Source organism: Natronobeatus ordinarius, from assembly GCF_024362485.1.
Taxonomy (GTDB): Archaea; Halobacteriota; Halobacteria; order Halobacteriales; family Natrialbaceae; genus Natronobeatus; species Natronobeatus ordinarius.
Map to the genome: position 1 here is coordinate 1,465,410 of NZ_CP101456.1, position 13,385 is coordinate 1,478,794.

The window sequence follows — 13,385 nt, forward strand, 5'->3', positions numbered from 1 at the left end:
GTACCGTCGCAGCCGCGAACCGCCTGCGATTGCGCCGGTGCATCGGTACAGCAATCCATACGAACGGCTCGCCGTTTACGCGATCAGGTCACGTGCCCCGTCAAGCGTGACCTGTGCGAGCATCGTGAGCGAGTCGACGAACATCGGGTAGGAACGGCCACCGGGGCCGAACAGCCCGCCACGGTCGACGATGCTGGCGAGCGGGAGCGTGTACGCGAGCACCACGAGCACGACCGCGATGGCGGTCCACATCTTGAGGTTGTCGAGGACGAGCGGCGAGTCCTCGGGACCGGACAGCGGTTCGGGGATGACGTTGTCGTCGGTGGCGCCACTCGAACCGATGGTTGCGGTGAGTGCGACGTTCACGAGGAACAGCAGGATCGAGAGCGTCAAGATTGCACCGCCGAGGGCGATCTGCAGGTTGAGTTCACCCATAGAACCGACAGCCGTCTGGAACTCGAAGCCTTCGTACCACGGTTCGGCCGTCCGACGCGGGACGCCGAGCAGGCCCTGGCGGTGCATGGCGTTTGCCATGAACGTCATACCGACGAACCAGAGCACGACCTGGACGAGCCCCATCGAGCGACTGAACAGCTGCTTACCGGTCAGCTGGGGGATGAACCAGTAGGAGGCGGCCATGAACGTCAGCGCGACGGCGGTGCCGACGGTGAGGTGGAAGTGGCCGGGCACCCACATGGTGTTGTGGACGAGGTAGTTGATGTTCATCCCGGCGTTGATCATGCCGGAGAAGCCGCCGGCGGCGAACATCAGGCCGGCGAGGGTCATGCCGGTGAAGACGGGATCTCGCCAGGGGAGTGCCTTCAGCCAGCCGAAGTAGCCCTCACCGCCACGCTGGCGGGCGCCGTGTTCCATGCTCGCGACGACCGTGAAGGCCGTCAGCAGGCTCGGCAGCAACAGGAACATCGTGTTCGTCATCGCGATGAACTTAAAGCCCTCCGCGATACCCGGATCGAGGTACTGGTGGTGGATCCCCACCGGGGTCGACAGCAGGAGGAACAGGACGAACACCACGCGTGCGAGCGGGTCACTGAACAGCCGGCCGCCGGCGAGCTTCGGCAACAGCAGGTACCACATCATGTACGCGGGCATCAGCCAGAAGTACACGATCGGGTGGCCGAAGAACCAGAACAGCGTCCGGGTGAGCGTCGGGTTCACCGTCTCGATCAGCCCGAGCGACCACGGAAGCAAGAAGACGAGCACCGACGTGGCGATGCCGAGCGTGGCGATGTACCACATGATCATCGTCGTCAGGACCATGAACGTCGGCAGCGGAATCCGCTCGCCAGGGTTCTCAGAGCGCCAGGCGAGGAACGATCGGATCCAGTCGGCCCCCGCGAGCCACGTGCCGACGATGAAGATCGCCAGTCCAGCGTAGAACAGCGGGTGTGCCTGCAGCGGCGCGTAGAACGTAAAGAGCACGTCTGCGCTCATCTCACCGAGGATCGGGAGGTCGTCGGTGAAGCCGGCCAGGATGGTGATCGCCGCGAGGATCGCACCGACCGACATCGTCGAGAACCAGAGCTTGGTGAACCGAATGTCCTCGACTGGTCGGTCGAGGCTCGTTGTCACCGCCCATGTGAACACGCCCACGAGGAAGAAGATCGTAAAGGCGATCACGAGGAAGACGCCGTGGGCGGTCAACACCGTGTAGTAGGTGTCCGAGCCCACGAACTGGTGGATGTCCGTCCGGTGGAGCGTCTGGATCAGCCCGAAGAGGCCACCCAGCGCCAACATCACGAACGACGTGTAGAACGCCCGCCGGATGATCTTTGCCTCGGCCGGGAACGAGTCGACGTACGCCCGGCCGTCGATACCGATATCCGAACTGGTAGAGTCCGTCACTGTTTCACTCATGGCTTACTCTTCCTCCTCGTCTTCTTCTTCACCGACCGCGAGCTGGCCGGATTCCTCGACGATCCGTTCCATGCCATCGTCGACGGTGGCCGTCCAGCTGTAGTCGTCGACCTCGAGGCCGTCGGTGTCGACCGTGAACGTCACGTCGGCGGTGCCGTCGGCGTCGACGGTGACGTCCTCCTCGAACGTCTGCTCGTCGAACTCGAAGACGACCGTCGTCGAGCGCTCCTCGAGGCGTTCGTTCGCGACCGTCACGGTGAACGCGGCTTCGTCGCCGGGGTCAACCGCCTCGGGTCCGTCGACGGCCTCGATCTCGAAGAGGTCGAACTCGTCGACGTCGTGGACGACCAGTCGGCCTTCCATGTCGTGGTGCTGGGGCCCACAGTACTCGTTACAGAGGATGCCGTACTCGCCGGGTTCGTCGAACACGGCGGTCATCGTCGACACCTCACCGGGCACGACCATCGTGTTCAGGTTCGTATCGACGACACTGAAGCTGTGAATGACGTCACCGCTGGTGACGTAAAAGGTGACCTCGCTATCGGTCGGCACCTCGATCGGATCGAAGCCACGGAGCTGGTCGGTGCCGGGATCGTAGTTGAACTGCCGGGCGACGACGGTTACCTCGTACTCGTCTTCGCCGACTTGCTCGATACCGGGGTTTGCGAACCGTTCGTCGTCGCCTAAGTTGGCCGCGTCGATCGTGTCCTCGGAGTCGTCGATCATCGCGATGCCGAGACCAACCGCGCCGTAGGTGATCGTTGCAATGATCCCGACGATTAACACCATTGCGGCGACCAGCCAGATCTTCTCGTACGTGTGGATCCTCATATGAGACCCACCACCGTTCCCACTACCGTCGGATCATTTCCAACGAACTCGACGAAGTACATGAACAGCCACATCGTAACCAGGATCAGAAAGTACAACCCGATTAACGCGAGCGTTCCAACCGGGTCGTACTCGTCGTGGCCGAGTACCCGCCTCTGTTGCTCTTCAGTACCCATGCGGAGCCGTAGGGAAAGCCGTGACTTACTATCCTCCCCAGTTCCCAGCCCATGGGAAGAAGTACTCGTTTTAAGTATCCGCCATACCGAGATATCCGCATGGCATCCGACGGATTCTCACCCAGGTACGCAGTCGCCATCGGACTGCTCGCGATACTTCCCGCGCTCGTCTACGCCACGACCCGCTCGATGACGGCTGGTGGCGTCACCGCGGTCAACGTCGTCATCATCTTCCTGGCGCTGTACACCGCGATGGGACCGATCGCCGACGAGTCCGCATCGGTCGACGCGGCGTAGCCACGCGATGGCGACGCTTCCAGCCGTCTCGTTTCTCGCTCACGCCGCCCAGCCGACCGACGCCGGAAACGTCGACCTGCTGGTTTTTCTCCTCATCGGCCTGCTGGCGGGCGCTCACTGTCTGGGCATGTGTGGCCCGCTCGTGACGGCCTACGCCGATCGGTTCGGAGGAAGTACCGAGGATCGGCGGTCCAACGCGCTGACGACCTACGAGGTCAGACAGCACACCCTGTTCAACCTCGGACGGGCGGCGAGCTACGCCCTGATCGGCGGCCTCTTCGCGCTCGTCGGCGCGATCGCCTTCGCCTCCGCCGATCAGGTCGTCGCGGCCGGTGACACCGTCCGGGGATCGGTCGGCATCCTCGTCGGGATCGCGATCATCGCCAGTGGCCTCTACTACCTCCGCGGCAGCGCCGGCATCCCCCACGGCATCCCGGTCGTCGGACCCGCGTTCGGGTGGGTCTCCGGCCTGTTGGCGAGTCGGATCGACCGCCTGGCGAACTCGCCGGGCATTGTCGGCCTGGGCGCGATTCACGGCCTGCTCCCCTGCCCGATCATCTACCCGGCGTACCTCTACGCGTTCGCCCTCGGCGACCCCCTCAGGGCTGCGCTGTCGCTCGGGATCCTCGGGATCGGAACGATCCCGGCGCTGTTCATCTACGGGACGATGCTCGGCTCACTGAGTACGACCAACCGCGTGCGACTCCACCGCGCACTCGGCGTCGCCTTCCTCGTCCTCGGCTACGTCCCGCTCCAGCACGGACTGATGGTCCTCGGGATCGTCCACCTCCCACACCCGCCGCTGCCGTTCTACCAGCCGCTGTAACGAACTCCGATGAGTCAGGACACCCAACAGGTTCCAGGAGACGACCGCACCGCTCGAGGCTGCTCGCTGTGTGACCTCCCGGTCCCCGAGGTGCCGATCACCGACCCCGACGTCGACGGCGCCTTCTGCTGTCGGGGCTGTCTCGAGGTCCAGCGCGCGCTCGGCGACGTCGAGGGCGACGAAGCCGAGGCGATCGAAGCGGCGCTCGAGGACGAGGGGACCGACCTCGAGGACGTCGAGGGCGAGACCGCCTTCTTCGCCGTCGACGGCATGCACTGTGCGACCTGCGAGGCGTTCCTCGAGGGGCGGGCGACGACGGTCGAGGGGATCCACGCCGCGGAAGCGAGCTACGCCAGCGACGCCGTCCGACTCGTCTACGATCCGGACGCCGTCGACCAGACGCAGTTACCCGACGTCCTCTCCGGATTTGGATACATCGCGCGCGAGCGCGGCGCAGGTGACGACGACGAACCGCCCGAAGCCGCCCTGGTGAAGTTCTTAGCCGGCGGCGGCATGTTCGGGATGATGGTGATGCTGTGGTACGTCCTCTTTCTGTACCCCACCTACTTCGGCTACGATCCGATCGTCGAGTTCGGAACCTACGACCGACTCTACATCTTCTCCCAGATCTGGCTGTTCACCTCGTTCGTGCTGTTTTACACCGGCTATCCGATCCTCCGCGGGGCGTACGTGAGCCTCAGAGCGGGGATGCCCAACATGGACCTGCTGGTGTCAGTCGCGGCGCTCGCCGCCTACGCCTACAGCACGCTCGCGATGGTCGCCGGACGGACCGACCTCTACTTCGACGTCTCGGTCGCGATCATCCTCGTCGTGACTGGCGGGACCTACTACGAGGGCGTCGTCAAGCGCCGCGCTGCGGGCCTCCTCTCGGAACTCACCGAGAGCCAGGTCGAGGAGGCGAGACGCGCCGACGACGGCGAGACCGTTCCAGTCGGTGAGATCGGGCCCGGAGAACGGCTCCTGGTCAAAGCCGGCGAACGCGTCCCCCTCGACGGGACGGTGCTCGAGGGCGAAGCCGCCGTCGACGAGTCGCTCGTCACCGGCGAGTCCCTTCCCGTGGGCAAAGTGCCGGGTGATCCGGTGCGAGGCGGAACGGTCGTCACTGACGCGCCGCTGGTCGTCGAAGTCGGCGAGGACGCCGAGAGCACGCTGGACCGGCTCATCGAGCTCCTCTGGACGATCCAGAGCTCGCGGCCGGGCGTCCAGCGGCTGGCCGACAAACTCGCGACGATCTTCGTCCCGCTGGTGCTCGTCGTCGCGACGATCGTGACCGCGTGGCTGCTGGTCACCGGGGCGGGCGTCACGGCGGCGTTACTCGTCGGACTCACCGTCCTGATCGTCTCCTGTCCCTGCGCGCTCGGGCTCGCGACGCCGCTCGCGATCGCCTCGGGCGTCCAGTCGGCCGCGAGACGCGGCATCGTCGTCGCCGCCGAGACGATCTTCGAGGACGCCCCCGAGGTCGACGTCGTCGCCCTCGACAAGACGGGGACGCTCACGGAAGGCTCGATGTCCGTCGAGGGAGTGTTCGCCGACGACGGGAACGACCCCGACGACCTCCTCCGACGCGCCGCGGCCGTCGAACGGCTCTCCGAACACCCCATCGCCGCCGCCATCGCCGAGTACGCCCCCGAGACGGGCGTCGACGTCGACGGTTTCGAGCGCGACCGACGGGGCGTCACGGGCGTCGTCGACAGCGACCGCGTCGTCGTCGGCCATCCCGACCTGCTTCGCGAACGCGACCTCACGATCCCCGACTCGCTCGCAGAGCGGATCGCGGCTGTACGGGACGACGGCGACGTCCCCGTCGTCGTCGGCTGGGACGGCTGCGCCCGCGGCGTGATCGTCGTCGGCGACGCCCCGCGCGAGGAGTGGAAAGACGCCGTCGAAACCCTCTCCCGTGGCCGCGAGATCGTCGTCATCACCGGCGACGAGGGCGCGGCCGCGGATCGGTTCCGCGACGTCGACGGCGTCGACGAGGTGTTCGCGGGCGTCCCGCCGGAGGCCAAAGCCGAGACCGTCCGCCGCCTGCGCTCGCGCGGGACCGTCGCGATGGTCGGCGATGGAAGCAACGACGCACCCGCGCTGGCGGCCGCCGACGTCGGCATCGCCCTCGGGAGCGGCACGAAACTCGCCACCGACGCCGCCGACGCCGTCATCGTCTCCGACGACCTCGGCTCGGTCGCCGAGACCTTCGAGATCGCCGGGGGAACACACCGCCGCATCCGCCAGAACCTCGGCTGGGCGTTCGTCTACAACGCCATCGCCATCCCGCTGGCGATCACCGGCCTGCTCAACCCCTTCCTCGCCGCCGTCGCGATGGCCACGAGCAGTACCCTCGTCGTGCTCAACTCCTCGCGGTCGCTCGGGCCGAAGCGGTGAGCAAAGGGGCGACGCTTCGGCTCACGTGACCGTGAACCGACGACCGGCCTCCCGTCGGAACCCGTACAGCTCGCCCCCATCGACGACGACGAGGCGATCCTCGAGCAAGAAGAGATCGCCCGAACAGCCGACGTCGTCGGGGAGCGTGGCCGCCCACCGTTCTTCGCCCGCCGTCGTGACCGCGACGAGTCCGCACTCGGCACCGCCCACGCCTCGGCGGCGCCCGTAGACCCCTTCCTGGTCGGCGACGATCTCGCCGAAGAACGACGACTCGAGCATCCACGCGCGTTCGCCGCTCGCGACGTCGACGGCCAGCAACTCCCCGCCCGAAGCGAGATACAGACGGTCATCGACGACGATCGGCGGCTCGCGGATTCGGCCGCCGGCCTCGAGCGTGACCCACCGCTCGCCCGCCTCGTCGACGCCCCACACGACGCCGTCGCCGGCCGGCTCGAGGCCGACGAGCACGCCGTTATCGACCGGCTCGAGCCACTGGGGATCCGACGGGAGCGAGTGCGCCGTCCGCTCGTCCCCGTTGGCGTCGAGGCGGGAGAGGGTCGGCTCGTCTCCATCGGTGCTCAGCCAGATAGAACCGCCGGCGACGGTGACGTCCGTGACGCCGTCGAACGAGCGCTCCTCGAACGACAGTTCGAGCAGCCGGTCGCCTGAACCAGCGTCGAACGCGAGGAGTCCGTCGTCGTGGACGCCGACCACGAGGCCGTCGCCAGCGACCAGCTCGAGGGGGTCTCCCTCACGGCCTGCCGTCCACCGCGTCGCGTTCTCGTCGGCTTCGGTTTCCTCGCGCTCGTCGGGCCACTCGAGGGCCGTCACGTCGCCGTCCTCGAGCGGAACGTAGATGCCGTCGGCCGTCAGGGCGGGCTCGCCGTCGCACTGGGCGTCGGTCGTCACGCTCCGCCCCTCGCCGGCCGCATCGTAGACGGTGACGCGGGCGTCGCGGACGTCGACCCACCGACCGGCGTCGAAGTCGTGCGTCCGGCCGCTCCGGTTCTGGATCGCGACGAGGCGGTCGCGGGCGGCGAACCACCGTCGGTCCCCGGACCGCCCCGGTATCCCGCCGCTTCCGACCCGTTCCGTCCACTCGAGTTCGCCGGCCCCGGGCTGGTAGCCACAGCCCGCGAACCCGGCCGCGAGCCCCGTTCCGACGGTGGCCAGCAGCCGCCTGCGTCCGAACCGATCGGTCACACCGCGTGCACCCCCGTTCTGGCGAGCTCCCGCAGTCGCTCGATCCGCGCCTCCGTCGGTGGATGCGTGTTCGGGAAGATGTCGGTGCTGATCAGCTCCTTCGAGCCGAACGCCCGCGACTCGAGCGGGGCGAGGTAGAGCGCCTCCGCACCACCGTCGTACTTTCGGAGGTCTTCGTCCGGCACCTCCGGCATCGTCTCGTCGATCTTCTCGAGTGCGCTCGCGAGCGCGCCGGGCGAACCGGTCAGCTTGGCGGCGGCCTGGTCGGCGGCGTACTCGCGCTGTCGGGAAAGCACCTGATACAGCAGGACGCTCCCGACCCAGAACATCGCCGAGACGGTGAGCGTGAGGACGGCACAGACGACGATCACGACGACCACGACTGCGATCCCCCGGCCGTCCCGGCTCCCGCCGCTCGAGCCGCCGGCACCGGCGCCGAGCAGTCGGAACAGCCCGTAGAGGACGTAGAAGGCGGCGATCGCGAGGTAGTAGGTGAGCGTCGGCAACAGCCACGCGACAGTCATCAGGCTCGCGTCACGGTTCTTGAGGTGGGCGACCTCGTGTGCCAGGACCGCCTCGAGTTCGGCGTCGGAGAGCAACTCGAGCAACCCAGTCGAGACCACGACGGTTCCCGACTCCGCGGTGCCGACCGCGAACGCGTTCGGCAACTCGGTGTCGATCACCGCCACGTCGGGCGTCGGCGCGTCGGCCTGTGCGGCGAGTCGGGTCACCCTCGCGTGGAGCTCCCGATACTCGGTCTCGGAAACGCGACGGGCGCCGACGGAGTCGAGCACCGCCGTCGGTCCGTACCGATACTGGACAGCGAGCCCACCGAGGACGACGACCGAGAGCACGAGCGGATCGACGTAGAATTCGCCGTGATACGGACGCTCGTTCGCCCACTCGAGCAGCGCGATCCCGACGGTGTTCGCGAGGAAGACGAAGGTGTAGACGAACGCGAACGGGAGCGCGACCACGAGCGCGAGCGCGAGGACCATCCGGACGCGAAGCTCGCGGTCGGGCTCGAGTCGAGCGAGGCGAGTGTCGAACATGTGAGGGCGGGCTCGAGCGGGGCGGAGACGACGGCGAGTAGGCGTCGCGTTCGGTTACCGAATGGTACGGTCGGTCTAGAAGTAAATTCTTCGATAAAGACAGCAACTCGGTGCACAGTGGTGGCTCGTACGGATTGCTGTACCGAGTGACCGGCGCGATCGGGGACGGTTCGCGACTGCGCCGGGAGCTGACGACAGCAGTTCGTATCAGGCGCTGAGCGAGGGCGTCCGTTCCCGTTCGTCCTCGCTCGAGTGGAGATCGAAGTCCGCCCGCAGGGCGGCGATCGCCTCCTCGGGGTCGGTCTTCGAGTCGAAGACGCGGTCGAACCCGAGCTCGCGGAAGAACGCCCGGGTCTCGGCGAAGTCGTCCTGTCCGACTGCGAGGTTGCCACCGATGTACGTGACGACGTCGAGATCGGCTTCCTCGATCCGTTCGTGGAACCCCTCACAGTCCTGCTTGGCGTGGCCGTACAGCGAGGAGACGAGGATCGCCTCGGCGTCGTGGGCCGCTGCGGCCTCGACGAACTCCTCCTGGGAGGTCTGCATGCCGAGGTTGACGACGTCGAATCCGCTCGCCGACAGCGCCTGTTCCAGAATCGTGATCCCAACGACGTGGGCGTCGGATCCGATCACACCGAGGATGACTTTCGTCGCCATGTAAGTACGTTCACGAAAGAACATGGACTACATAAACCTAATGATTCATAATTAGGGTGGGGGCGCGTATCGGGGACCGCAGGTAACGTCGTAAGGGAGTGGCTCACGGGCAAATCGAGTGATAATCAGATTCCGTAACCGTCCTCTGACGAGTAGTGCTCGTCAATCGCGATAGATGTCGACGTTTCGCCACCAGAACAGCACCCAGGCGAAGACGAAGCCGACGGCCATCGCGATCAGATCCGCAAGCATCGTGGGAACGCCCGTGTCGACGACGGCGACGAGTGCGATCGACGAGCCCACGATCGTGCCGAGGAGCACGAACCCGACGTCGCCGGCGATTCGCGCCCTCGAGTGCTCCCGGTACTGCTGTCTGTGTCCGTCGAACCAGACGCGCATGTAGACGATCACGGGTGCCATCAGGGTGATAATCGTGACCACCTGATACGCTTCGGGCAACCCCCAGGGGAACAACAGCAGGTGGTTGAGCAGCTGGCCGACGATCATCGCGATAAAGAGACCGATGAGCAGCCAGCCCCACCGGGGTAACGTCTCCGTATCCATGCCCGTTCTCGTTCACCGAGAGAAAATAATCCTGCCGTTCTCGACCGTCCGTTACTCCGCGCAGCAGGCGTCTTCGTTCGGACACGAGTCGTCGACGCCACCGTCCGCCGTCACGGGCTCGGGGATCCGATATAAACTCTGTCGCGCGTCCGCAAAGTAGATGTCCTCGTCGACAATTCCGATGTTTCCGAGTCGCTCGAGTGCGTACCGCACCGTTCGTGCCGACAGCATCGACTCCTCGACGATCTGTTTCTGCGTCAGCGGCCCGTCGTACTCGAGCACTTTGAATACGAGTTTCGCACTCGGTGGCAGGTCGGCAATATCTTCACCGTCACTCTCTTCCATACTACGATTCGAAAACTCCCAGTAGCATAAAAGTTGAGCCTTACAACAGTAGCGGCACTGACAGTAGCCGAGAACGCTCCCTCGTTACTCGTCGCCTCCGGCAGGGCCCTCGAGTTATGGACTTCGTGTTTGATATGTTGAACGATGCACGCGAGAGTTCGCGTGCGACCGGTGGGACCGGTCGCTCACGGGTTTGGATTCCGAGAAACGCCCGAGGCGGGATTTGAACCGAAGGAAGACGGTCCCACTCGGCCTCCGGCCTCGCGGGCTGCGACTTCCAGGGTTCAAATCCGCTGTGCGGTTTTTCGAGAAACAGCGACTCGCTTCGCTCGTCGTGTTGTTTCTCGAGAAACGCCCGAGGCGGGATTTGAACCGAAGCCAGACGTGCTCGCTCACTCCGTTCGCTGCGCGCGACTGGCAGGGCTCAAATCCCTTATCAGCGGTTCTCGAAATTCGGATGTTCGCGACCGGCAAAACCGGTCGCTCACGGAGTTGAATTTCGAGGAAGCGCCCGAGGCGGGATTTGAACCCGCGTCACGACCGTGACAGGGTCGTATGATGGGCCACTACACCACCCGGGCTTGCAATTCTTCGTTGCCGAGTTGGCGTATTAAGACTTCCGTAATCGAATTTTTCAACGCTCAACAACGATTCAACTCGAGTCGAACCGTGAGAGCAAGAATATGTCAACCTACACGGCGTACTGATTGGTCCGCAGAACCTCGATCAGATCCACGCCCCACATCAGGATTTCTCGAAACTCGGATCTCTGTGACCGAGGAGCCCGATCGCTCACGGAGTTGAAATCGAAGAAACGACCGAGGCGGGATTTGAACCGGAGCCAGACGTGCTCGCTCACGTCGTTCGCTGCGCGCGACTGGCAGGGCTCAAATCCCGCTGTGTCCGTGTCTCGAAATTCGGATGTTCGCGACCGGTAAGACCGGTCGCTCACGGGTTTGGATTCCGAGAAACGCCCGAGGCGGGATTTGAACCCGCGTCACGACCGTGACAGGGTCGTATGATGGGCCACTACACCACCCGGGCTTGCAATTCTTCGTTGCCGAGTTGGCGTATTAAGACTTTCCAATCGGGGTGCGTGTGGTACGTCGAACCGGGCCACGAACGACGCTCGAGTCGCATCACCGTCTCCTGATACCACACGTCATTCTCCACAAGGGATATATACGAGAGTGGGCTACCTTCGAGTGTGAATGGGTATCCCGGTCAGGACCGCCCGGCCGGTTAGCGGTGCAACCGGCTCGAGTTAGTAACCGTTAAATGCCTGCCGCCGGTACGTCCCTGTAGTATCTCGTGACAGCCACTTCTCCCCCGTTAGCCAACGACACCGACACATGGTAGACGTAAGCCAACACGAACTCGTTCCAGAGCACACCGTCCTCGAGGAGGAGTCCCTCGAGGAAGTGCTCGAAGAGTACAACATCGACCGTACCGACTTGCCAAAGATCAAACGGACCGACGCTGCCTTGCCCGACGAGGCAGAGGTCGGCGACGTTATCGAGATCGTTCGAGACTCACGAACGACAGAGCAGGCGGTCGTATACCGCCTCGTGGTAGAATAAATGGACACAGCAATGGACCGATCGAAACGACGTGATATATCCCGGGAGTACTTCTCGAAAGAACGGCTCGCAGAACACCACTATCGGTCGTTTAACGCGTTTCTCAACCGGGGGATGCAGGAGGTCGTCGACGAGAAGGCGACGATCGACACGGACATCGGCGACAAAGAAGGCGAAGAGCCGGTGTACGTCGAACTGGGCGACGTCCGGGTCGTGACCCCCCGGGTTCGGGAGGCCGACGGCTCCGAGGAGCTGCTCTATCCCCAGGAGGCCCGGCTTCGGAACATCACCTACTCCGCGCCAGTCTTCATGGAGATGTCTATCGTCAAAGGCGAGGAAGGCGACGAACGCGTCGTCGACTCGACGGAGACGAAGATCGGCCGGATGCCGATCATGGTGGGTTCGGAGAAGTGTAACATCGCGGGCTTCTCGGACGAGGAGCTCATCGAGATCGGCGAGGACCCCGCCGATCCCGGCGGCTACTTCATCGTCAACGGCTCCGAGCGCGTGCTGATGACCTCGGAGGATCTCGCGCCGAACAAGATTCTGGCGGAGTACGACACCAAGTACGGCGACGAGATCCAGGTCGCCAAAACGTTCAGCCAGCGCCGGGGCTACCGCGCGCTCGTGCTCTGTGAGCGGACCCGGAACGGCTTGCTCGAGGTCTCGTTCCCCTCCGTCTCCGGCAGCATCAACTTCGTTACGCTCGTGCGCGCGCTGGGGCTCGAGTCCGACGAGGAGATCGTCCACCGAGTCTCGAACGACCCCGAGGTCGTCAAGTACATGCTCGAGAACTTAGAGGAAGCCGAGGTGCAGACGACCGAGGAGGCCATCGAGGCGCTCGGAAAGCGGGTCGCCAGCGGCCAGGGGAAAAACTACCAGCTCAAGCGGGCGAACTACGTGATCGACCGCTATCTTCTGCCGCATCTCCACGAGGAAGGTGTCGAAGAGGAGGACGTCCGGATCAACAAGGCTCACTACCTCTGTCGGATGGCCGAGGCGTGTTTCGAACTCGCGCTTGGACGACGCGAATCCGACGACAAAGACCACTACGCGAACAAGCGCCTGAAGGTCTCGGGCGACCTGATGAAAGACCTCTTCCGGACGGCGCTGAACAAGCTCGCACGCGACGTCAAGTACCAGCTCGAGCGCGCCAACATGCGTAACCGGACGCTGTCGGTGAACACGGTCGTCCGCTCTGACGTGCTCACCGAGCGACTCGAGCACCCGATCGCCACCGGAAACTGGGTCGGCGGTCGCTCCGGCGTCTCGCAGCTGGTCGATCGGACGGACTTCATGGGCGTGCTGTCACACTTGCGTCGCCTGCGCTCGCCGCTCTCTCGCTCCCAGCCTCACTTCGAGGCGCGCGACCTGCACGCGACCCAGTGGGGTCGCATCTGTCCCTCCGAGACTCCGGAGGGGCCGAACTGTGGACTGGTGAAGAACTTCGCACAGGCGATGGAGCTCTCCCAGAACGTCGAGGACGAACAGCAGCTGAAACGCGAACTGGCATCGATGGGGGTCCAGGGGATTCCGGGCCTCGAGAGTACGACTACCCGAGCTACGGGGGACGACTGAG

At 64.8% G+C, this 13,385-nt stretch carries 13 protein-coding genes and 2 tRNA genes; 5 read left to right on the forward strand and 10 right to left on the reverse strand.

The window, feature by feature from the left end; translation table 11 throughout:
- Positions 1-75: 75 nt before the first annotated feature.
- Genes NMQ09_RS07580 through NMQ09_RS07590 form a run of 3 tightly spaced genes read right to left on the reverse strand, consistent with a single transcriptional unit; the run spans position 76 to position 2,882 of the window.
- A complete protein-coding gene (locus NMQ09_RS07580; RefSeq protein WP_255193989.1) occupies positions 76-1,875 on the reverse strand; it encodes a b(o/a)3-type cytochrome-c oxidase subunit 1 in 1,800 nt (599 codons plus the stop codon).
- A gap of 3 nt (positions 1,876-1,878) precedes the next feature.
- On the reverse strand, positions 1,879-2,706 hold the full coding sequence (locus NMQ09_RS07585; protein WP_255193990.1) for a cytochrome c oxidase subunit II: 828 nt from the start codon (positions 2,704-2,706) through the stop codon (positions 1,879-1,881).
- On the reverse strand, positions 2,703-2,882 hold the full coding sequence (locus NMQ09_RS07590) for a signal peptidase complex subunit 2 (protein ID WP_255193991.1): 180 nt from the start codon (positions 2,880-2,882) through the stop codon (positions 2,703-2,705). Before NMQ09_RS07590 ends, NMQ09_RS07585 begins: the two co-directional genes overlap by 4 nt.
- 99 nt (positions 2,883-2,981) lie before the next feature.
- On the opposite strand from NMQ09_RS07590, the gene NMQ09_RS07595 reads away from it, so the two are divergent.
- Genes NMQ09_RS07595 through NMQ09_RS07605 form a run of 3 tightly spaced genes read left to right on the forward strand, consistent with a single transcriptional unit; the run spans position 2,982 to position 6,405 of the window.
- Positions 2,982-3,179 (forward strand): DUF8131 family protein, encoded by a 198-nt coding sequence (locus NMQ09_RS07595; RefSeq protein WP_255193992.1) that lies wholly within the window; start codon positions 2,982-2,984, stop codon positions 3,177-3,179.
- 7 nt (positions 3,180-3,186) lie between these two features.
- Positions 3,187-4,005, forward strand: a complete 819-nt coding sequence (locus NMQ09_RS07600) for a sulfite exporter TauE/SafE family protein (protein ID WP_255193993.1) — start codon at positions 3,187-3,189, stop codon at positions 4,003-4,005.
- Between the two features lie 9 nt (positions 4,006-4,014).
- On the forward strand, positions 4,015-6,405 hold the full coding sequence (locus NMQ09_RS07605) for a heavy metal translocating P-type ATPase (protein ID WP_255193994.1): 2,391 nt from the start codon (positions 4,015-4,017) through the stop codon (positions 6,403-6,405).
- Positions 6,406-6,426: 21 nt separating this feature from the next.
- Here the strand turns inward: NMQ09_RS07605 and NMQ09_RS07610 are convergent, their stop codons facing one another.
- The 7 genes from NMQ09_RS07610 to NMQ09_RS07640 form a co-directional block, all read right to left on the reverse strand.
- Positions 6,427-7,608, reverse strand: a complete 1,182-nt coding sequence (locus tag NMQ09_RS07610; protein WP_255193995.1) for an outer membrane protein assembly factor BamB family protein — start codon at positions 7,606-7,608, stop codon at positions 6,427-6,429.
- Positions 7,605-8,660, reverse strand: a complete 1,056-nt coding sequence (locus NMQ09_RS07615) for a M48 family metalloprotease (protein ID WP_255193996.1) — start codon at positions 8,658-8,660, stop codon at positions 7,605-7,607. Before NMQ09_RS07615 ends, NMQ09_RS07610 begins: the two co-directional genes overlap by 4 nt.
- Positions 8,661-8,867: 207 nt before the next feature.
- The gene (glmS, locus tag NMQ09_RS07620) at positions 8,868-9,317 is read right to left on the reverse strand and encodes a methylaspartate mutase subunit S (protein WP_255193997.1); all 450 of its coding nucleotides are present in this window, start codon (positions 9,315-9,317) and stop codon (positions 8,868-8,870) included.
- Positions 9,318-9,479: 162 nt separating this feature from the next.
- Complete coding sequence (locus NMQ09_RS07625; protein WP_255193998.1) at positions 9,480-9,881, reverse strand: hypothetical protein; 402 nt, start codon at positions 9,879-9,881, stop codon at positions 9,480-9,482.
- 51 nt (positions 9,882-9,932) lie between these two features.
- Positions 9,933-10,226: a winged helix-turn-helix domain-containing protein gene (locus tag NMQ09_RS07630; protein WP_255193999.1), complete on the reverse strand. Its 294-nt coding sequence runs from the start codon at positions 10,224-10,226 to the stop codon at positions 9,933-9,935.
- A 508-nt stretch (positions 10,227-10,734) separates the two neighbouring features.
- Positions 10,735-10,807: transfer RNA gene (locus NMQ09_RS07635), tRNA-Asp, on the reverse strand.
- Between the two features lie 390 nt (positions 10,808-11,197).
- Positions 11,198-11,270, reverse strand: a tRNA-Asp gene (locus NMQ09_RS07640).
- Between the two features lie 308 nt (positions 11,271-11,578).
- Between NMQ09_RS07640 and NMQ09_RS07645 the strand changes: the two genes are divergently transcribed.
- Both NMQ09_RS07645 and NMQ09_RS07650 read left to right on the forward strand, forming a co-directional pair.
- Complete coding sequence (locus NMQ09_RS07645) at positions 11,579-11,806, forward strand: DNA-directed RNA polymerase subunit H (RefSeq protein ID WP_255194000.1); 228 nt, start codon at positions 11,579-11,581, stop codon at positions 11,804-11,806.
- Complete coding sequence (locus tag NMQ09_RS07650) at positions 11,807-13,384, forward strand: DNA-directed RNA polymerase subunit B'' (RefSeq protein WP_255194001.1); 1,578 nt, start codon at positions 11,807-11,809, stop codon at positions 13,382-13,384. It begins immediately after the preceding gene.
- Position 13,385: the final 1 nt, after the last annotated feature.

Bases quoted from the DNA above. Each gene is read 5' to 3' on its own strand.
- NMQ09_RS07615 (WP_255193996.1), bottom strand. From the start codon at position 8,660: ATGTTCGACACTCGCCTCGCTCGACTCGAGCCCGACCGCGAGCTTCGC.
- NMQ09_RS07650 (WP_255194001.1), top strand. From the start codon at position 11,807: ATGGACACAGCAATGGACCGATCGAAACGACGTGATATATCCCGGGAG.
- NMQ09_RS07625 (WP_255193998.1), bottom strand. From the start codon at position 9,881: ATGGATACGGAGACGTTACCCCGGTGGGGCTGGCTGCTCATCGGTCTC.
- NMQ09_RS07580 (WP_255193989.1), bottom strand. From the start codon at position 1,875: ATGAGTGAAACAGTGACGGACTCTACCAGTTCGGATATCGGTATCGAC.
- NMQ09_RS07595 (WP_255193992.1), top strand. From the start codon at position 2,982: ATGGCATCCGACGGATTCTCACCCAGGTACGCAGTCGCCATCGGACTG.
- NMQ09_RS07600 (WP_255193993.1), top strand. From the start codon at position 3,187: ATGGCGACGCTTCCAGCCGTCTCGTTTCTCGCTCACGCCGCCCAGCCG.
- NMQ09_RS07590 (WP_255193991.1), bottom strand. From the start codon at position 2,882: ATGGGTACTGAAGAGCAACAGAGGCGGGTACTCGGCCACGACGAGTAC.
- NMQ09_RS07605 (WP_255193994.1), top strand. From the start codon at position 4,015: ATGAGTCAGGACACCCAACAGGTTCCAGGAGACGACCGCACCGCTCGA.
- NMQ09_RS07645 (WP_255194000.1), top strand. From the start codon at position 11,579: ATGGTAGACGTAAGCCAACACGAACTCGTTCCAGAGCACACCGTCCTC.
- NMQ09_RS07585 (WP_255193990.1), bottom strand. From the start codon at position 2,706: ATGAGGATCCACACGTACGAGAAGATCTGGCTGGTCGCCGCAATGGTG.
- glmS (WP_255193997.1), bottom strand. From the start codon at position 9,317: ATGGCGACGAAAGTCATCCTCGGTGTGATCGGATCCGACGCCCACGTC.
- NMQ09_RS07630 (WP_255193999.1), bottom strand. From the start codon at position 10,226: ATGGAAGAGAGTGACGGTGAAGATATTGCCGACCTGCCACCGAGTGCG.